This window comes from Micromonospora sp. NPDC048935 (genome assembly GCF_043197875.1).
Lineage (GTDB): Bacteria > Actinomycetota > Actinomycetes > Mycobacteriales > Micromonosporaceae > Micromonospora.
On the sequence record NZ_JBICTZ010000005.1, the window covers coordinates 455,216 to 475,203 of the forward strand.

Annotated in this window: 16 protein-coding genes; 4 read left to right on the forward strand and 12 right to left on the reverse strand. The window is 71.5% G+C overall.

Annotated elements, in window-relative coordinates; genetic code table 11:
- Positions 1 to 10 precede the first annotated feature (10 nt).
- Together ACGFIW_RS17755 and ACGFIW_RS17760 are read left to right on the forward strand one after the other, a co-directional pair.
- Positions 11 to 1,018 carry an acetylxylan esterase gene (locus tag ACGFIW_RS17755; protein ID WP_393316367.1) on the forward strand — a complete coding sequence of 336 codons (1,008 nt, stop codon included), beginning with the start codon at positions 11 to 13 and terminating at the stop codon, positions 1,016 to 1,018.
- A gap of 283 nt (positions 1,019 to 1,301) precedes the next feature.
- On the forward strand, positions 1,302 to 2,483 hold the full coding sequence (locus ACGFIW_RS17760; protein ID WP_393316370.1) for a cellulose binding domain-containing protein: 1,182 nt from the start codon (positions 1,302 to 1,304) through the stop codon (positions 2,481 to 2,483).
- A gap of 66 nt (positions 2,484 to 2,549) precedes the next feature.
- Here ACGFIW_RS17760 and ACGFIW_RS17765 read toward each other — a convergent pair whose 3' ends face one another.
- The 11 genes from ACGFIW_RS17765 to ACGFIW_RS17815 form a co-directional block, all read right to left on the reverse strand.
- Complete coding sequence (locus ACGFIW_RS17765) at positions 2,550 to 3,965, reverse strand: endo-1,4-beta-xylanase (RefSeq protein WP_393316373.1); 1,416 nt, start codon at positions 3,963 to 3,965, stop codon at positions 2,550 to 2,552.
- A 355-nt stretch (positions 3,966 to 4,320) separates the two neighbouring features.
- Positions 4,321 to 4,782, reverse strand: a complete 462-nt coding sequence (locus ACGFIW_RS17770; protein WP_393316376.1) for a MaoC family dehydratase — start codon at positions 4,780 to 4,782, stop codon at positions 4,321 to 4,323.
- A gap of 17 nt (positions 4,783 to 4,799) precedes the next feature.
- A complete protein-coding gene (locus tag ACGFIW_RS17775) occupies positions 4,800 to 5,948 on the reverse strand; it encodes an acyl-CoA dehydrogenase family protein (protein WP_393316378.1) in 1,149 nt (382 codons plus the stop codon).
- Between the two features lie 50 nt (positions 5,949 to 5,998).
- A complete protein-coding gene (locus ACGFIW_RS17780) occupies positions 5,999 to 8,785 on the reverse strand; it encodes an AAA family ATPase (protein WP_393316381.1) in 2,787 nt (928 codons plus the stop codon).
- A gap of 63 nt (positions 8,786 to 8,848) precedes the next feature.
- Complete coding sequence (locus ACGFIW_RS17785; protein ID WP_393316384.1) at positions 8,849 to 9,484, reverse strand: TetR/AcrR family transcriptional regulator; 636 nt, start codon at positions 9,482 to 9,484, stop codon at positions 8,849 to 8,851.
- Between the two features lie 304 nt (positions 9,485 to 9,788).
- A complete protein-coding gene (locus ACGFIW_RS17790) occupies positions 9,789 to 11,075 on the reverse strand; it encodes an ABC transporter substrate-binding protein (RefSeq protein WP_393316386.1) in 1,287 nt (428 codons plus the stop codon).
- An 84-nt stretch (positions 11,076 to 11,159) separates the two neighbouring features.
- Positions 11,160 to 12,257, reverse strand: a complete 1,098-nt coding sequence (locus ACGFIW_RS17795; protein WP_393316388.1) for a branched-chain amino acid ABC transporter permease — start codon at positions 12,255 to 12,257, stop codon at positions 11,160 to 11,162.
- Positions 12,254 to 13,132, reverse strand: a complete 879-nt coding sequence (locus tag ACGFIW_RS17800) for a branched-chain amino acid ABC transporter permease (RefSeq protein ID WP_393316391.1) — start codon at positions 13,130 to 13,132, stop codon at positions 12,254 to 12,256. Before ACGFIW_RS17800 ends, ACGFIW_RS17795 begins: the two co-directional genes overlap by 4 nt.
- A gap of 30 nt (positions 13,133 to 13,162) precedes the next feature.
- Positions 13,163 to 13,885, reverse strand: a complete 723-nt coding sequence (locus ACGFIW_RS17805; protein ID WP_393316394.1) for an ABC transporter ATP-binding protein — start codon at positions 13,883 to 13,885, stop codon at positions 13,163 to 13,165.
- A complete protein-coding gene (locus tag ACGFIW_RS17810; RefSeq protein ID WP_393316396.1) occupies positions 13,882 to 14,667 on the reverse strand; it encodes an ABC transporter ATP-binding protein in 786 nt (261 codons plus the stop codon). Before ACGFIW_RS17810 ends, ACGFIW_RS17805 begins: the two co-directional genes overlap by 4 nt.
- Positions 14,668 to 14,803: 136 nt before the next feature.
- A complete protein-coding gene (locus ACGFIW_RS17815; RefSeq protein ID WP_393316399.1) occupies positions 14,804 to 15,694 on the reverse strand; it encodes an alpha/beta hydrolase family protein in 891 nt (296 codons plus the stop codon).
- 183 nt (positions 15,695 to 15,877) lie between these two features.
- Here ACGFIW_RS17815 and ACGFIW_RS17820 point away from each other — a divergent pair, with 183 nt between their 5' ends.
- Positions 15,878 to 18,139, forward strand: coding sequence for a catalase (locus ACGFIW_RS17820; RefSeq protein ID WP_393316402.1), 2,262 nt, complete (start codon positions 15,878 to 15,880; stop codon positions 18,137 to 18,139).
- Positions 18,140 to 18,351: 212 nt separating this feature from the next.
- Complete coding sequence (locus ACGFIW_RS17825) at positions 18,352 to 18,744, forward strand: hypothetical protein (RefSeq protein ID WP_393316405.1); 393 nt, start codon at positions 18,352 to 18,354, stop codon at positions 18,742 to 18,744.
- 214 nt (positions 18,745 to 18,958) lie between these two features.
- Here the strand turns inward: ACGFIW_RS17825 and ACGFIW_RS17830 are convergent, their stop codons facing one another.
- A complete protein-coding gene (locus tag ACGFIW_RS17830) occupies positions 18,959 to 19,831 on the reverse strand; it encodes an LLM class F420-dependent oxidoreductase (RefSeq protein ID WP_393316408.1) in 873 nt (290 codons plus the stop codon).
- Between the last annotated feature and the right edge of the window lie 157 nt (positions 19,832 to 19,988).

The window sequence follows — 19,988 nt, forward strand, 5'->3', positions numbered from 1 at the left end:
GCGAGGACCCGTGCCCCACTCCGCCGCCCTGCTCGACGACCTCCAGCGGTACGCGCCCGAGATCGTCGAACCCGACGACTTCGACGAGTTCTGGCGTGACACCCGCCTCGATGCGGCAAGCCGACCGGTGCTCGTCGACGTCCGACCGGAGCCGACCGACCTGCGCCTGCTCGACTCCTGGGACGTCACGTTCGCGGGCTTCGGCGGCGACCCGGTCCGGGCCTGGTACACCCGCCCCGCCGGGGTGGCGGGGCCACTGCCCGCCGTCGTCGAGTACGCCGGCTACGGCCGTGGTCGCGGCCTGCCCCACGAGCGGCTGACCTGGCCGACAGCCGGGTACGCCCACCTGCTGATGGACAACCGGGGCCAGGCGGGGCAGTACGGCGCCGGGGACACCCCCGACCCGCACGGCGCTCCCGGCGGGCCCTGGCCGGTCACCTGGGGGATCCTCGACCCCCGCGACTACCACTACCGACGTCTGATCACCGACGCGGTCCGGGCGGTCGACGCGGTCCGCGCACTGCCGGGGGTCGACGGTGACCGGGTCGCCGTGGTCGGCAACAGCCAGGGCGGCGGCCTGGCCCTGGCGGTGGCCGGCCTGGTCGGCGATCTTCGCGCGGTGCTGACCACCGCCCCGTTCCTGTGCGACATGCGGCGGGCCGTCCAGGTCAGCGAACCCGCGCCGTACGGCGAGATCGCCCGGTACCTGGCCGTGCACCGGGAGGCGGAGGAGGCGGTCTGGCGCACCCTGTCCTACGTCGACGGCGTGAGCTTCGCCCGGCGGGCGACCGCGCCGGCACACTTCGGGATCGGGCTGCGGGACACCGTGTGCCCACCGAGCACCGGCTTCGCCGCCTACAACCAGTACGGGGCCCTGGCCCGGCTCCCGGTGCCGCCGGCGCGCGAGATGCACGTCTACCCGTTCAACGGTCACGAGGGCGGCGAGGCCGTGCACGTTCGGCGTCAGCTGCGCTGGCTCGACTCGACGCTGCACCGGGCTGGCCCCTCCCGTACGTAGGCGCGCCGCCCGGGGCGTAACTCATAGCCGGGCGCCGATCTCTTGCCGATGTTAGCGATAACACGTTAGGGTGCGTCAGGCGAGGTGCAGGGCACACTTCCGCCACTGATCATCGGCCTGTCGGCTCCGACCCTCGATGACCAGTGCCAGCCGCAGCGCCACGATCGCCAGTGCAGACGTCCGGGTTCCTGGTCGTTGCGCGCAGCCCGCCTACCGCGTCCCGGCGGCGGCCGTCTCCTGGTGGCCGCCGTTGTCGCGCGCCCTCACCACCAGAGGAAGTCCCATGAGCAGTGCAACGCTCGGCCACCCCGTCCCTCCGTCACCCACCGCCACCGCGACGACGAGACCCCGACGAACCCGCCGGTGGTGGGCGGCCCTGGCCGCGGCCGCGGCGATGGCCGCGGCCGTACCCATCGCGACCACGCCGGCGAACGCCGAATCCAACGGCGGCGTACGCGTGATGCCGCTCGGTGACTCGATCACCGACGGGTTCAACGTCGCGGGTGGATACCGGATCGAGCTCTGGCAGCGGTTCACCGCCGGCAGCTACCGGATCGACTTCGTCGGTTCCCAGTTCAACGGCCCGGGCAGCCTCGGCGACCACGACCACGAGGGCCACTCCGGCTGGACCATCGCCCAGATCGACGCCAACGTGGTCAACTGGTTGCGGGCCACGAATCCCCGGACCGTGCTGCTGCACATCGGCACCAACGACATGTACGGCGACACCTCCGGCGCCCCGGGCCGACTGGCCACCCTTGTCGACCGGATCACCAACACCGCCCCGAACGCGGACGTGTTCGTCGCGACGATCATCCCGAAGTCGGGCGCGGACAATCAGGTCCGGGGATACAACGCGGCGATCCCCGGGATCGTGCAGACCAGGGCCGCCGCCGGCAAACGCGTGCACCTGGTCGACATGTACCGGGCCCTGACCCTCAGCGACCTGGCCGACGGGGTGCATCCCAACGCCACCGGCTATCGGAAGATGGCCGTGGCCTGGTACGACGCTCTCCGGACGGTGCCCGGCAGCATCGGTGACAACAGTCCGCCGACCACCGCGCCGCCCACGACCCCGCCGCCCACCACCCCGCCGCCCACGACCCCGCCACCGACCACGCCGCCGCCCACCACCCCGCCGCCGTCCGGTGCGTGCCGGGTCACGTACACGGTCAACTCCTGGGGCAACGGTCTCACCGCGTCCGTCTCGGTGGCCAACACGGGCAGCACTCCGGTCAACGGTTGGGCACTGGCGTTCACGCTGCCGGGCGGGCAGACCATCACCGGCGGCTGGAACGCCGACTACTCCCCGTCGAGCGGGGCGGTGACCGCTCGTAACGTCTCCTACAACTCGACGATCGCGCCGAGCACCTCTGTCGACATCGGATTCCAGGCAACCCACACCGGGAACGCCGGCCGACCGTCCGCGTTCACCCTCAACGGCACCGCCTGCGCCCTCGCCTGACGGTTCTCTCGCGCTGATGGGGCGGCGACGGGATCCCGTCGCCGCCCCGTCAGCGTGCGGTGGTGCTCAGGAGGCGGTGCAGGAAAGCACCTGTGGGCGGGTCCAGTTGCCGTTGGCCATGGTGGTGAAACCGAAGACGTTGCCGCTGCCGTTCGACCGCATCGTCATGACGTTTCCGCTGCTGTCCCAGCTGGGGCTGCCGTTCCAGGTGGCGGACACCTTCTGGGGCGGGGTGACGGCCACCACGACGCTCCAGTTGCTCGCCCCGCTGACGGTCACCTGACTGTTGAACCGGTCGCCCCACCGGGTGCTGTCCTGCAGCGTCGCGGTGCAACCGCCGCCGGGCGGAGGCGTGGTGGTCGGCGGGACGGAGGTCGGCGGCGCGGAGGTCGGCGGGACGGAGGTGGGCGGGGCGCTCGTCGGCGGAGCCGTCGTCGGGACCGCACTGCCGTTGTTCAGCGCGGCGAGGACGGCGTCGTACGCGGCCTTCTTGGAACCGTTGCTGTTGAACAACAGCGGCGTCTGCGAGGCCAGCCACGAGTCGCTGTCCCGGATGCCCCAGACCGTGATCCCGTTGCAGCGGGGCACGGCCATGCAGTCCTCCACCACGCTGCGGTAGGTGTTCGCCGGAGCGCCCTGGATGTCCAATTCGGTGATCTGCACGTCGACGCCCAGCGCGGCGAAGCTCGACAACGTGGTGCGGTAGTTGCTCACGTACGGCGAGTTGTTGTTGAAGTGCGACTGGAAACCGACGCAGTCGATCGGCACGCCACGGGCCTTGAAGTCCCGCACCATGTTGTAGACACCCTGGGTCTTCGCGTGCGTCCAGTTGTCGGTGTTGTAGTCGTTGTAACACAGCTTCGCGTTCGGATCGGCGGCGTCCGCCGCCCGGAACGCCGCCTCGATCCAGTCGTTGCCGGTGCGCTGCAGGTTCGAGTCCCGACGACCTCCGGAACCGCCGTCGGCGAACGCCTCGTTCACCACGTCCCACGCCACGACCTGACCCCGGAAGTGGGTGGCCACCTGCGTCACGTGGTTGAGCATCGCCTGCCGCAACGCACTGCCACTCATGCTCTCCATCCAGCCCGGCTGCTGCGAGTGCCACGCCAGGGTGTGGCCCCGCACGCTCATGCCGCGGCTGCGCGCGTGGTTGACGATCTGCTCGGCCGCCCCGTAGCTGAACCGACCCTGCTGCGGCTCGGTGGCGTTCATCTTCATCTCGTTCTCGGCCGTGACCATGTTGAACTCACGGTTGAGGATCGTGGTGTACGCGTTGTCGCTCAACCGGCTCGCGGCCACCGCCGTGCCGAAGTAGCGACCCTTCTCGGCGGCGGACGCGCCCAGGGTGGTTCCGGCGCTCGCCGTGCTCGGCAGGAACGCGGCACCTGTCGCGGCGAGCAGAGCCGCGGTGGCGAGGACGATAGCCGTACGCGCTCGTGGGCCCGTCGGTGGGCGGGTGTCCCCGTGGCACCTCTCGGTCATGTCTTTTCCTTCCGGTGGACCCGGGACGGGGTGACTGACGCGGCGCCCCGGTGGGTGGTGGGGTATCGGGTCGGGACCACTCACGCAGGGGCGCCCGGGAAGAGGCACCAGCCCTCGATCATCGACTCCGATGGATGTGGAGTATGTCAGCGCCGCTGATAGACGAGCAACAATTTCCGGAAGTTTTACGAGACCCGCAGGACGCCGTTCAGCTGCCGAGGTGACAGCCGTCCAGGTGGGTGGCCATTCGGCAGGTGCGCGCCGTCGGAAGCCGACCAGCGGGGCGGAGCCGCGGAGCTGGAAGGGCCGCAAATTCCGGAACTTCTCCGCAAGGCGGGGTCTCGCTGGACCGCCGTCAACTCGTCGCGAGATAGAGCCGGCTGACGGTCTCGGCCACACAGACGGGCTTGCCGCCGCTGTCGCTCTCCACGGTGACCGTCGCGACCACCTGCACGCCGCCGGTCACCGGGGACACCTCGGCGAGGACTGCGGTGGCCCGGACGGCGGCGCCGACCGGCACCGGGGCGGGGAAACGCACCCGGTTCAGCCCGTAGTTGACCCCCATCGCCACCCCCTGCACCCGGTAGAGCCCGCCGGCCAATGCCGGCAGCAGCGACAACGTCAGGTACCCGTGGGCGATGGTCCCGCCGTACGGCCCCGACGCGGCCCGGGTCGGATCGACGTGGATCCACTGGTGGTCGTCGGTGGCGTCGGCGAAGAGGTCGACGCGGCTCTGCTCGATCCGTTCCCACGGACCGGGCCCGAGGGTCTCCCCGACGGCGGCGGTCAACTCGTCGAACGAGGTGAAGACTCGCACGGCAGGTCTCCTTGACACTAGAAGGCGTTGACGCCGGTGAGCGCGCGTCCGATGAGAAGCTGCTGGATCTGACTGGTGCCCTCGTAGAGGGTGGCGACCCGCGCGTCGCGCAGGTACTTGCCGACCGGGTACTCGTCGATGTAGCCGTACCCGCCGAAGACCTGGACCGCGTTGTTGGCCGCACGGACGGCGGCCTCGCTGGCGAAGAGCTTGGCCATCGACGCCTCGGCGGCGTACGGCTGGTCCCGGTCGATCAGGTCGGCCACCTGCCACACCAGCAGCCGGGCGGCGGCGGTGTCCACGGCGATGGCGGCCAGCAGTTGTTGGACGAGTTGGTGCCCCGCGATGGGCTTGCCGAACTGGGTGCGCTGCCCGGCGTAACCGACCGCCGCGTCCAGGCAACCCTGGGCGATGCCGACACACCCGGCGGCCACCGACATCCGACCCTTGGCGAGGGTGGCCAGGGCCAGCCGGAATCCGCCGCCCTCGGCGCCGAGGCGGGCCGCGTCGGGCACGCGTACCTCGTCGAACCGCAACTCGCCGGTGGCCTGGCCACGCAGGCCCAGCTTGCCGTGGATCTCCCGGCGGCCCAGCCCCGGGCTGTCGGTGGGCACCAGGAACGCGGTGATGCCCCGGTGCCCCGGGCCGCCGGTGCGGGCGAAGACCAGCGCGACGTCGGCGGTGGTGCCGTTGGTGATGAACGTCTTCGTGCCGGTGAGCAGCCAGTCGGTGCCGTCGCGGACCGCGCGGGTCCGCAGCGCGGCCGCGTCCGAGCCGCTGTCCGGCTCGGTCAGCGCGAAACAGCCGAGGGCGGTGCCGGCGCAGAGCCGGGGCAGCCACTCGGCCCGCTGCTCGGCCGAGCCGTGGACGGCGATCGACTTCGCGACCAGGCCGAGGGAGACCGACACGATGCCGCGCACCGCCGAGTCGCCCCGGCCGAGCTCCTCCAGGACCAGGCAGTACGCGAGGTGGTCGCCGCCGGAGCCGCCGTCGGCCTCGGCGATGGTCAGCCCCAGGAAGCCCAGGTCGCCGAGTAGGCCGACGATGGCCGGGTCGACCGACTCGCGGCGGTCCCAGGCGGCGGCGTGCGGCACCAGCTCACGGTCGGCGAACTCGGCGGCCAGCTGGCGGACCGCGGCCTGCTCGGCGGAGAGGGTGAGGTCCATGGCCATCAAACTAGCGGTGATAGTTTAAGTCGTCCAGAGCGGGCCCCGGGTCACCTGTCGGAGGCCAGCCCGGCGTGCCGCTCGCCCGCGAACGCGCGGACCAGCTCGGTGCGCGAGCGGATGCCGAGACGGTGGAACACGTTGCGCAGGTGGTGGTCGACAGTACGGATCGAGAGGAACATCCGGACGGCGATCTCCCGGTTGGTGGCGCCCTCCGCGACCAGCTCGGCGATCCGCAGTTGTTGCCCGGTCAGCAGCCGCGCCGCCGGCAGGTCCGGCGGACCGACCGACTCCCCCGCCGCCCGCAGCTCCGTGGTGGCCTGCTCGGCCCAGCACGCCACCCCGAGCAGGCTGAACATCTCCCGGGCCCGGTGCAGGTGCGCACGCGCGTCGCGGGGGCGGCGGCTGCGACGCAACTCCTGGCCGAAGAGCAGTTCGGTACGGGCCAGCTCGAACGTGCCGGCCTCCATCGGGTGCAGCCGCAACGCCGCCTGGAAGTGGCATTCCGCCTCGGCACTGCCCCGAGGTGCGAGGAGCGCGTGACACCGGGCGGACAGGGCCCGGCGCAACGGGCTCGCCGTGCTGCTGGCCCACCTGTCGAACACGGCGAGCGCGGCCGCGGCCGCCGGTCGGTGTGCCAGGTGCGCCGCCGCCTCCACCAGGTACGGCGTCGCCATCACCTGCACGAGGACCTGGCCCCGGCCCGTCCCGAGCCGAGCCAGCGACGCCAGCCGGTCCGCGGCCTCGGCGTGCCGGCCCTCGATGAGGTCGAGCACCGCCAGCGCCCATCCGGCGAGCGCGTGCGGACGGCTGGCCGGCGTCGGTGACTCGCCGATCTCCCGGATCCGCCGCAGGCTGGTGTCGCGGTCGGCCCGGATCGCGGCGAGCACGGCGAGCAGGCCCAGATGGACGTTGGCGTAGTTGACCTGACCCGTGGCACGGGCGACCCGTAACCCCTCGCGGGAGGTCTCCGCCGCCGCCTCGTGCCGGCCCTGCCAGTACTCGGCGATCGCCCGTAACTCCAACGCCCGGGGCAGCACGGACACCTCGCCCCGGTCCCGGGCCAGCGCGACGGCACGCTCGGCGAGCCGGTGCGCCGCGCCGTCCACTGCCACCACCAGGCCGGCCGCCGCGGCGCAGGTGAGCGCGGTGGGGGTCACCGCCGAGCCGCCCAACCGGCCGCCCAGCACGACGGCCCGGCGCAGCGTGGGACCGGCCCGCTCGTGGTCGCCGCGCAGGGTCGCCGCCACCCCGGCGACCAGACTGCCCATCAGCTCCACCACCGGCGGGTCGGTCGGCCGCCGCAGGGCCAGCGCCCGCCGGCCGACCTCGGCGTAGCGGTACTGGTCGCCGGCGAAACAGACGGCCTCGCCGGCCCGGACCAACCCGGACAACGCCAGTGCCCGATCACTGTCGGCCACCGCCTCGGCGGCGCTCAGCAGCCTCGCCGACGCGTCCGACACCGCGCCGCACCGCAGTTCCACCTCACCGCGCAGCAGGTCGGCGCGGCCCCGCACGGCCGGGTCCGTCGACACGGTGCGCAGGCGGTCGAGCAGCAGCCGGACCACCTCGGGTTGCCCACCGACCCAGGCGTAGTCGGCGGCCCTCAGCAGCCGGGCGGCCGTCTGGGCCGGATGATCGCTGAGTTCGGCCGCCCAGCGCAGCGCCGCCGAGGCCACGGCCCAGCCGCCGGCTCCCCCCGAGGCCGCCTCCTCCAACTCCGCGGCCAGCGCCGGATCGGCACCTGCCGTGGCGGCTGCGAGGTGCATCGCCCGGCGCAGCCGCTGCCCGTCCGCGCCAAGCACCCCGGCGAGGAGACGGTGTGCGGCGCGGCGCTCGGCGAGTGGCGCGCCTGCCGCGATCATCGTGCGCAGCAGCGGCTGGGGGAAGGTGACGCCCCGCGGCTCGACGCGGACCAGGCCGGCGACCTCCGCCGGGGCGAGGGCCTCGACCTCGGTACCGGCGGCTGCGGCGGCGCGGATCAGCGTGCCCGGCACACCGTCCTCGTCGAGCGCGGCGAGCAGCAGCATCCGCCGGGTGTCCGGCGACAACCGGTCCAGACGGGCCCGGTACGCGCGACCCAGCGCGCCGTCCGGCGGTGGCGCGGCCGGCAGCGACTCCTCCCCGCGCCACTGGGTGGGGCTGAGCACCTCGGCGAGGTCCACCAGGGCCTGCGGATTGCCGCCTCCGACCGCCGCCAGCGCGGTCACGACCGACGCGGCGGGCCGCTCGGGTAGCCGGTCGGTGAGGACGGCGACGCTTGCCTGCTCGTCGAGCGGCCGCAGGCGGTGTGCCGGTATCCCGTCGACAGTGACCGCGACGTCCGCGGTGAGCAGGACGACGATCGGTAGGTGGCGCAGCCGGCGCGCCACGACGGCCAGCACCTGCGCGGTCAGCGGGTCACCGCGGTCGATGTCGTCCATGGTGACGAGCAGCGGGCGGTCCCGTGCCGCGTCGGTGAGCAGCCCGAGCACGGCCATCGACAGGGCGAGTCGACGGTGGGCCGGGCAACCGTCCCCGCCCAACGCCCGCAGCAGCAGGTCGCGCTGTGGCGTGGGCAGGGCGGCGGCGTGCTGCGGCACCGGGTCGAGCAGTCGTTGCAGACCCGCGTACGGCAGTGCGGCCTCCTCGGCCAGGCCGCTCGCGGCGAGTACGGTGCAGCCCGTGGCGTAGCGGTGGGCGTGGGCGACAAGCGCGGTGCGGCCCGAGCCCGGTTCGCCGTGCAGCAGCAGGGCGCCGCCACCGTTGGTCACGCCGTCGAGCAGGCGCCGGACGGCGCGGCATTCGTCGTCCCGGCCACGCAGCACGGTTACTTGCACTCTCGATGCAGCAACCATGCATGAAGTGTCACCTATTGGTAACCGAATGGAAAGAGGAGACGATATCGGGCCGAGCCGGAATCAGTCGGCCGCGACCTCGGCCAGCAGGGCGCCCACCGTCCGGGTCATCACCGCGCGGGCCTGGTCCACGCCCAGCCCGAGGCCGTAGCGCAGCATCGACCAGGCCTGCCACGTGCTCGCCGTCACCAGGGCGTGGAGCAACTGCTCCCGTCCCGACCCGGCCGCGGCCAGCTCGACGGCGAAGAGCTCCTCGACCTCGTTGCGGACCCGTTCGATGTGCGTGAGACGGTTGCGGTGCAGCTGCTCGGAGACCGGCTCGCGCATCTGGGCGGCCCGCGCCGACGCCGCGATGAGCTGGAGCAGCCGGGCCCGCTGCCGGCAGTACGCGTCGACCCGCTTCGCCAGCGGCAGCCCGGGTGAGATGCGCCGATGGGCGGCGTCCTGCTGTCGGAGCACCTCCGCGCCGCTGGCCTCGAAGAGCGTCTCCATGTCCTTGAAGTTGGTCCAGAGCGTGCGCAGCGAGATGCCGGCCCGCTCGGCGATGCGCTCCCCGGTCGGGCGCAGGTCACCCTCGGAGATGAGCGCGAGGTGCGCCTCGACGATGGCGGCGCGGGTGCGCTCGGCCCGGGCGGTGCGCCCGTCGACCCGGCCCACGACGTCGACCCCGTCCATCCGCCCCCGCCCCTTCACTCCCATGGCGCGTCCCCCGACGCACCGCCGAGTCTAGACAGGGGGTGATCAGCGGCCCCGGACCGACCACCGGCACGGTCATCCATAATCTGCACTCACGATGCAGATAGTAGGAGCACCAATCGGCGTCGGTCAACGTGGTGCAGGAACGCGCAGGAGTCCGGCCGGGCGCGGTCACACGTGACCACGCCCGGCCGGACGCCACCAGCACGAGGATTGCGCCGATCTTGCGGTTTCGGTCGCCGTTATGCCCGACCTGCACACGTGTGCGGAGGCAGAAAGTGCAAGATCGCGGAGGCGGGCGGGGCGGTCAGGGGGCGGTCGGCACCCCGTTCGCCGGGGGCGCGGCCGGCGCGGCGGTGTACTCGTTGACCGGCCCGTCCGCCTCGTCGGTCTCGTACGCCGGCCCGAAGTAGCTCTGCACTCCCCCGGTCACCTTGCTCAGCCGCTGCCCGCCGTACCCGGAATGGTCCTTGGCGGAGAAACGCAGCGGCACCAGCCCCGGGCCCTGGAAGCCGCCCTTCTGCACCGCCTCCAGCACCTTCTCCCGGGTGAGGCCCTTGCCGGCGGCGAGCAACGTCTGGACGAAGAGGTAGCCGACCGACATGCCGTAGACGGTGTTGCCGTCGAACCCCGCGTCCCCGTTGTGCTCCTTGTTGACCTTCGCGAAGAGCTGGATCCACGGGTTCGCGGTGTCGTTCTGCATCGGCAGGTAGTTGGTGCCGACCATCCCCTCCAGCAACGGGGCGGCCGCGCCGAGTTGCTTGGCCAGGGTCGGATGGTCGGCGCCGACGTTGGAGACCAGCCACTGCGGCTTGAAGCCCAGCCGCGCGGCGGTGCCGACGGACAGCGCGGTGAAGCCGGGCACGGTGGCGAGCACGACGACCTGGCAACCGGCCGCCTTGAACGCGCCGATCTGCGGCGCCACGTTGGTGTTGCTGGTGACGTAGGTCTGCTTGACCGCCACGGCCCCGGCGCCGAGCACCTTCTCCACACCGGCCAGGCTGTCCCGGCCGAAGTCGTCATCCTGACCGAGGAAGCAGACCTTCTGGCCGGCCAGGTCCCGCTTCGCGTAGTTGGCCAGGATCTTGCCCTCCACCGTGTAGTCCGGGTTGAACCCGAACGTGCCGGGATACTTGTCCGGCTGGTCCCAACTGCGGCTGCCGGAGGCGACGAACAGGTCCGGCACCCGGTTGCTCTTCAGGAAGTCGAGCACCCCGCTGTGTGTCGGCGTACCCAGACCGTTGAGGACGGCGAAGACCTTGTCCTGGAGGACGAGCTGGCGGACCACCTGCTGGGTGTTCGCCGGGTTGTAGCCATCGTCCATGATCTTGTAGGTGATCTTCCGACCGTGCACACCGCCGTTGGCGTTGACGTAGTCGAAGTACGCCTTCGTCGCCGGGGCGATCTTCGAGTAGCCGGCCGAGGCCGGCCCGGTGAGCGGCATGTGGGTGCCGACGACGATCTCGGTGTCGGTGACGCCCGGCACCGACGCGCCGCCGGGACCGGAGCCGTCGTCACCGCTGCAACCAGCGGCGGCGGCCAACAGAGCGATGGTGCTGGCGATCGCGAGACCACGTTGTGCCAAACGGTGCATGGAGAACACCGACCTTTCTCGGTCCGGTTCGGGGGAACGGAGTGGGTGGTGGTACGCCCGGCCGAGGGCCGGGCACGGAGCAGCTCAGGAACGCCGGGCCCGCAGGCGCCGACCAAGACGGGACAACAGCCCCTGGACGCCACCGGGTGCGGCGATCATGACGACGATCAGGGTGAGGCCGAAGATCGCCAGCGGCAGGTTGCCCTCCAGCCGCTGCGCCACCGCGGGTGAGAGGGTGAGCAGGTCGGTCAGGGAGTGGGTGAGATCGGGCAGGGCGACCAGCAGGACGGCCCCCCACAACGCCCCGGTGAGCCGGCCGAGACCGCCGATCACCACGGCCATCAGCAGGAACAGCGAAAGGGTCAGCGAGAACGCCCCGGGCGAGACGCTCTGCGCGAGCACCGCCAGCAACGCCCCGCCGAGCCCGGCGGTGGCGGCGCTGACCACGAAGGCGAGAACCTGGGTACGGGCCACGTGGATGCCGGCCAGACGGGCCGCCACCTCGTCGTCGCGGACCGCCCGGAAGGTGCGCCCGTACCGGCTGCGGATCAGGTTCGCCAGCAGCAGCAGCGCGAGCAGGGTGGCCGCGCCGGTGAGCCAGAGCTGCCACCGCTCATAGGGGAAGTACGGGCCGAGCGACATCGGCGGCGGCTCCACCGGCACCGACAGCCCCTGCTCGCCGTTGAACACGCCATCGAAGGTGACGGCCAACGCCGGCACGACGACAGCCACGGCCAGGGTGACCCCGGCCAGGTAGGGGCCGCGCAGCCGGGCCGCCGCCACACCCACCACCGCGCCGACCGCGACAGTGCCGACGATCGCCGCGCCCAACGAGAGCGGCAGCAGCCAACCACCGGTCATCCCCCGGTCGGCGAACGCGTTCTGACACAACGCGACGGTGTACGCCCCGGTCGCCATCAACGCGCCGTGACCGAGGGACAGTTGACCGTTGAGCCCGGTGAGGACGGTCAGCCCGGCGGTCGCGCAGAGGTAGGCGGCCACCGTGGCGAGCTGGAAGTTGCGGAACGGCTCGACGGCGTAGCTGACCGCCACCAACAGCAACCCGGCGGCGAGCACCACCGCGAGGTGACGCAGCAGGGTCGAGCCCCGTCGCCGGTCGACGGGCCGGCCCGCGCCGACGAGCTGCTCCCTCGGCGGCAGAGCCGCCCTCGTGGCGCTCACACCCGCCTCGCCGCGACCGGGGCGAACAGCCCACCCGGCCGGACCAGCAGCACCGCCAGCAGCAGGACCAGCACCGCGAGCGGCGTCAGGTCACTGCCGGCGTACCCGCTCACATAGGAGAGCAGCAGACCCACCACCAGGCCACCGACCACCGCCCCCGGTGGACTGTCCAGCCCACCCACCACCGCCGCGGTGAACGCCGACACGAACACCAGGTCCATCGCGTGCGGGTGCAGACCCAACTCGGTCGGCAGGACCAGCATGGCGGCCAGCGCGCCCACCCCGGACGCGAGTGCCCACCCGAGGGTCAACATGCCACCGACGTTCACCCCGAGCAGCCGGGACACCTCGGGAGCGAAAGCCGCCGCGCGCATCCGCAACCCCACCGGGGTACGCGCGAACATCCAGGCCAGGCCGCTGACCACCACCCCGATCGTGGCGAAGACGAACAGGTCGTACGGCGACAGCACGGCCACCCCGCCCACGGTGAGCGCGGACCTGTCGAACGGCGCCTCGGCCGGGCGGAACTCGTTGCCGTACACCATGCCCAGCACGGCCTGGATCAGCAGCACCAGACCGAGCGCCACGATCACCGGATTGAGCGGCGAGGCATGGTCGACGTGGCGCATCACGACCCGGTCCACAAGCGCACCGAGCATGAGGCCGGCGACGACCGCGACCACGAAACCCAGCCAGTAGGAACCGGTCGCGGTCGAGACGGTGTAGGCGACGTACGCGGCGGCGACGGCCATCGCCCCCTGGGCGAAGTTGACGACCCGCGCCGCCCGCCAGATGAGCACCAGGGCCAGCGCGAACGCGGCGTACACCGCGCCCCGGGACAGGCCGTCGACGGTGAGGAAGACGAAGCGGTCCAACAGTCCTCCCTCCGGGGGACGAGGTGGTGGTCAGAAACCGAGGTACGCGTGGCGCAGGTCGACGTCGTCACGCAGCGTCGCGGCCGGCGCGGCGATCACCACCCGACCGAGGGACATCACGACGCCCTGGTCGGCGACGGCGAGTGCGCTGCGCACGTTCTGCTCGACCAGCAGGACGGTCAGGCCGGTACGGTCACGTAGCTGACGGAGCAGGGCCATGGTCCGGGCGACCACCCGCGGCGCCAGACCCAACGACGGCTCGTCGAGCAACAGCAGTCGTGGTCGGCCGACCAGGGCCCGACCGAGTGCGAGCATCTGCCGCTCACCACCGGAGAGCTGGTGGCCGAGGTGCCGTCGGCGGCGGGCCAGCGGCTCGAAAAGCTGGTAGACCTCGTCGAGAGCCCGACCGGCGTCGGCCCGATCACGCCGCCACAACCCGCCGAGCCGCAGGTTCTCGTCCACGGTCAACTCGCTGATCACACCCCGCCCCTCCGGCACGTGTGCCATCCCGCGCCGGACGAGCTGCTCCACAGGCGTACCCCGAAGGTCCTCCCCGGCGAGGAGCACCTGGCCGGCGGCCGGCCGGATCATGCCGGAGAGCGCACGCAGCAGGGTCGTCTTGCCGGCCCCGTTGGCACCGACGACCGCGGCGATCGTGCCGGCCGGAACGCTGAGGTCGATGGCCCGCAACACGGGCGCGGCACCGTAACCGGCCACCAACCCACGCACCACGAGCAGGTCGGTGGCGGTCATGGGGAGACCTCCTCGACGGCGGCACCGAGGTAGGCGTCGGTGACCGCCGGGTCGTCGCGGATCTCGTCCGGGGTGCCGGCGGCGATCACCCGGCCGAAGTCGAGCACCACGAGCTCGTCGCAGACCCCCATCACCAGATCCATGTGGTGCTCGACGAGCAGCACCGCGCAGGGGTCGTCGTCGCGCCGGGGCAGGTGCCGGATCAGCTCGGCCAGCTCGGCGATGTCGTCGGCGCCGAGGCCACCGGCGGGCTCGTCGAGCAACAGCAGCCGGGGCCGGGCGGCGAGCGCGCGGGCCAGGGCGACCCGCTGACGTACGGCGAAGGGCAGGGTGCTCGGTGCGGCCTCGGCATGGTCGGCGATGCCCAGGTCGTCGAGGAGGTCCAGGGCGTCGCGGCGCAGCCGGCGCTCGTCGCGGTCGCTGGCCGGCAGCCCGAGCAGGGCCGGGACGAAACCCGCACGGGCGGTGTGGGTGGCACCGGTCAGCACGTTCTCCAGCACGGTCAGACCGGCGAAGAGCCCGGTGCCCTGGAGGGTCCGGGCGATGCCGAGCCGGGTCAGCCGGTGCGGCCGGGGCCGCAGCGGTCGGCCGTCGAGGGTGAGCGAACCCGTCTCCGGCGCGACGAACCCGCAGATCACGTTGAACAGCGTGGTCTTGCCGGCGCCGTTGGGCCCGATCACGCCCACCACCCGGTTGGGCGGCACCCGCAGTGAGACGTCGTCGAGGGCGGTGAGGCCGCCGAAACGGACGCCGATGTGGTGCAGTTCGAGGCCGCGCTCCATCACCCATCCCTCTGTCGTGGCGGGTGTTTATTTACACTCGCAGTGTACGTTTCTCGGGTTTGGCGTCAAGACCTTCGATGCTGCTGGGCGCACGTGGACGGGGCGGTCGCCAGCGGCGACCGCCCCGTGACCGCCGTCAGGCGCTGGGACAGGTGTTGCGGTACTCCTCGATCTGCGAACCGCTCGGGCCGGGGCAGAGGAACTGCTCGTAGCGGGTGTCGTCGTCAACGAACCGCTTCAACCAGGCCACCATCTGCCGGGCGGTGGGCGTGTTCGTCGTCTGCGGGAAGAAGTGGCTCGCCCCGTTCAGCTCCAGGTACGCCTTCTCGGCGGAGGCCGGGATGCTGTTGTAGAACGGCACCGAGTGCGACGCGACAGGCGCGACGGTGTCGCTCTCGCCACCGATGATCAGCGTGGGCACCCGCAGCTCGGACCAGCCCTTGTCCAGGTTCCACGGCGCGAGCGGCACCGCGGCCTGCAACGACGGCCGCGACGAGGCCGCCTCCAGGGTGCCCCCACCACCCATCGAGTGGCCGGCCACCGCGAGTCGGCTGCTGTCGATCCGGGTGCGGACCGAGCTGCGCTGGGTGAGGTAGTCGAGCGCGGCGAGCAACTGGCGGCCCCGGCTGTCGGGCTGGTCCAGCCGGGTGTTGGTCTCGATGCCGATCACCACGAAACCGTGCGAGGCGATCCGAGGCCCCAGCCAGCTGATGCTGGACCACGCGGCGGTGTAGCCGGGCGAGATGGCGATGGCGCCGAAGGTGCCCTCGCTGGTGCTGGTCGGGTAGTAGATGACGCCGCCGCCAAAGCCGGTGACGCTCAGCGACGACACGCTCTGTGACGCCGTCGCGAACGGGCCGCGACTGGCCTCCAGGATCGCGGTGGTCGGGGCGGGGCCCCGCTCGTACGGTCCCGCGGCCTGCGCGGCACCGGTCGGGCCGGAGAGGACGCCGCCGGCGACCAGGACGGCGGCCACCGCGAGACGGGCTACGGCGAAACGGGGACGGGTGGTGGTTGGTGAGGACACGTCGGGCGCTCCCTAGGGTCGAGGGATATCGACGTAAGTCAGTTTTTTCCTCTCCGCCGATCCGCGCATCGGCGAAATCACCAGTCCCGCCGCAGGTTGCCGACACCTGTTGTGTTTCGACGCCCTGACCAGGGGTAGCAGGGCACTCGCCTGCCCGTACAGCTCCATCGAGAGGTTCGTTCAGTGGAAAAGAGCAAGCCCGCCGAGGCGGTCAAGAACGCCGTGAAGACGGCCTCGGAAAAGATCGCCGACGCCCTGACCCCCGATGTCCCCGGCGCACCGGGTAGCGCGCCACCGAGCGTCGAGGAGCCGACGACGCCGCACGACCCGCTGCCACCGAAGCCGGAACAGGGCGCACCGCAGACCCGGACGCCGACCGGAGCCGAGACCGGCGCACCGACCACCGCGAACGGTCAGCAGGGCGCCTACCTCACGACCGCGCAGGGCGCCCGGCTGCGCGACACGGACCACTCACTCAAGGCCGGCCCACGGGGGCCGGTGCTGCTCCAGGACCACCACCTGCGCGAGAAGATCACGCACTTCGACCACGAACGCATTCCGGAGCGCGTGGTGCACGCCCGCGGTGCCGGCGCACACGGTGTGTTCACCGCGTACGGCACCGCCGAGGCGGTCACCAGGGCCGGCTTCCTCAGGAAGGGGCGCGAGACCGACGTCTTCGTGCGGTTCTCCACCGTGCTCGGCTCGCGGGGCTCGGCCGACACGGTCCGGGACACCCGTGGCTTCGCGACGAAGTTCTACACCGCCGAGGGCACGTTCGATCTGGTCGGCAACAACATGCCGGTCTTCTTCATCCAGGACGCGATCAAGTTCCCCGACATCATCCACGCCGGCAAGCCGCACCCCGACCGGGAGATCCCCCAGGCGCAGAGCGCGCACGACACCTTCTGGGACTTCGTGTCGCTGCACACCGAGGCACAGCACCACACCATCTGGAACATGTCCGACCGGGGCATCCCGCGCTCGTACCGGACGATGGAGGGCTTCGGCGTGCACACCTTCCGTCTCGTCAACGAGGCCGGGGAGACGGTGTTGGCCAAGTTCCACTGGAAGCCGAAGCTGGGCGTGCACTCCCTGACCTGGGAGGAGGCGCAGATGCTCGGCGGCCTCGACCCGGACTTCCACAGGCGTGACCTCTACGACGCGATCGAGGCCGGTGCCTACCCCGAATGGGAGTTGGGCATCCAGGTCTTTCCCGACACCCCGGAGGAGACCTTCGCCGGCATCGACCTGCTGGACCCGACGAAGATCGTGCCGGAGGAACTGGCCGAGGTGCAACCGATCGGCCGGCTGGTGCTCAACCGGACGCCGACGAACTTCTTCGCCGAGACCGAGCAGGTCGCCTTCCACCTGGGCCACCTGCCGCCGGGCATCGACGTCACGAACGACCCGCTGTTGCAGGGCCGACTCTTCTCGTACGTCGACACGCAGCTCACCCGGCTGGGCGGGCCCAACTTCGCGCAGATCCCGATCAACCGCCCGCACGCGGCCGTCAACGACATGCTGCGTGACGGCTTCCACCAGCACGCCGTGCACGCGGGTGTGGCGCCGTACCGGCCGAACTCGCTCGACGGCGGCAACCCGTTTCCCGCCGGTGACGCCGAGCACGCGTTCGTCGACGTGCCGGTCACCGTGGCGCAGGCCCCGAAGGTACGCGCCAGCCCGGCCTCGTTCGACGACCACTACAGCCAGGTACGCCTGTTCTGGCTGAGCATGTCGCCGGTCGAGAGGGAGCACATCATCCGGGCGTACACCTTCGAACTGGCCAAGTGCTACCACCAGGCGATCAAGGAACGTCAGCTCCAGAGCCTCGCCAACATCGACCCGGTGCTCTGCGAGCAGGTCGCCACCGGTCTGGGCCTGCCCGCTCCACAGCCGACGGTACCGCTCGCCGACGTCACGCCCAGCCCGGCGCTGTCGCAGGTTGGCCGGGAGTGGCCGAGTGACGGCCGTACCGTCGGAATCGTCGTCGACCCCGCCGGCGACCTGGACGGCGTCGACGAGGTCCGCCGGGCCGTGTTCGCGGCGGGCATGGTGCCGCTGCTGATCGCCCCGCACGGCGGCCTGGTCGGTGACCTGCCGGTGCAGCGCACCTTCGCCACCGGCCGGTCCGTCGAGTTCGACGCGGTCCTGCTGGCCGGAGCGCCGGCACCCGCACCGGACGCCACCCCGGCCCGCGACGCCAAGGCGGGTAGGCCGGGGCCGGCCGCCGTGGATCCCCGCGTGCTGCTGCTCGTCGAGGAGTGCTGGCGGCACGCCAAGGCGATCGGCGCCTGGGGCGCCGGCGTGACCGTGCTGGAGCAGGCCGGCGTCGCCGGCACCCCCGGCATCGTGGCGGCGAACTCCGGTCCGGAGGCGTTGGCGGCCGTGCAGCAGCTGATGGCCGCGCACCGGGTGTGGGAACGGTTCCCGGCCTCGGTCGCCTGACCCGTCACCGAGTCGCCTGACCGATCACCGGCGAGGGCTGTCCTCCCGTACTGCGGAGGACAGCCCTCGCCCGTGCTCAGGCTGTCATCTCCGGGTCCACCGCAGGTGGTCCGTGCCCCGCCGGACTACGTCGTTTCCGGTGCTTGACGTGTCAATTTTCCGCAGGTAGTTTAAATTTGCATCTACAAGGATCTATCTAAAGCAGGTGAACCGTGCTGTTGAAATCCATCGCCATCGCCATCGCCGCGTCCGTCGCAGGCGTGCTGGCCGCCGCTCCCACCGCCTCGGCGGCAGCACCCGGAGTGTCGATACAAGCCTGGGGGTCCGGGAACTGCCCGCAGGGCATGCTCTGCATCTGGCCCAACTGGAACCACCCGCCGCAGGGTCCCGTGGAGACGCCGTCGCTGACGACCAACAGCGAGTGGACCGGCAGCATCCAGGGATTCAACTTCTACAACGGCACGGGCCGCGACGCCGTGATATCCGGGTTCACTTTCGGCTCGTCGATTCCCTTCAAGAACTGCGCTCCTGCCGGCGGGACCGGGGGCAACCTGTATATACCGGTCAACGTGACGAAGGTGACCTGGCAGCTGACCCCCTGCTGATCCCCCACTGGGCCGTTCCGAGTAAGGACGTGGGGTAGCTGGCTCGATCGGCGGTCCGGACGCGCCCGGATCCGTTGCGGTGCAACGAGAAGACGCAGAACCTCGACATGAAGGTGGTCCTTCCCGGAATCACCGTCATCGAGGTTCTGCGTCGCTACGAGCGACACATGTGCCGCCATCCTTCCCGTACGCGAGGCGACCGTGTCGTTTCTGATCAGCCGATGTCGGCCAACCGCGGCAGCACCTCGTCGCCGAGCCGCTGGGCGAACTCGACCGGGTGCCGATCCGGCGTCACCTGCACCTCGGTCACCCCGAGCGCCGCGTAGTCGGTGACCTCGGCGAGGAACGCGTCGGTGTCGTCAAGCGGCGACCGGGAGGCGACCACAGTCTTCTCGATGGTGTCGTAGTCGCGGCCCTCGGCGGCGCAGTGCCCGCGCAGCACGTCCAGCTTGCGCGCCACGTCGTCGATGCCGGCACGGCCGAACAGGTTGCAGGCGTCGGCATAGCGTGCCACCAGCAGCAGTGTCTTCTTCTCGCCCCCGCCACCGATCATGATGGGTGGGTGCGGGCGGCTCAACGGCTGCGGCGAGTTGATCGTCTCCGCGAGCCGGTAGTGCTGCCCGTCGAACGGGCCGTCGTCGGCACTCCACATCTGCAGACAGATGCGCAGCGTCTCCTCCAGCCGCTCGAACCGCTCGGCCACCGGCACCACCGGCACGCCCAGCCCGAGCTGCTCGCGCTCGTACCAGGAGGCGCCGATGCCGAGGCGGGCCCGGCCGCCGGAGAGCACGTCGAGGGTCGTCACGGTCTTGGCCAGCAACCCCGGATACCGGTACATCACACCGGTGACCAGCACGCCCAACGTCATCCGCTGGGTCCTCGCCGCGACGTAGCCCAGCGTGGTGTACGCCTCCAGCATCGGCTCCTCGGCCGTGAACACCGCGTCCATCTGGAAGAAGTGGTCCATCACCGTGAACGACGCGACGCCGGCCTGCTCGGCGGTGGTCGCCGTCTGCGCCAGGGTCGGTGCGATCGCGGCCGGGTCGGCCGGGGTCGAGTAGTTCCAGTAGTGCAGCCCGAGCTTCATGTTCGACACCTCCACATCGAGCCTAGGGGACCGCGGGGCAGGTGTGTGCGGTTGGCGCCCGCCTGGTCCATTACCGGATCATGACATTGCGTGGACCACGCGGGGATATCCGGCTGGCAGCTTCGGGTGGGTGATCCCACAGTTGTCTCCCACCGAG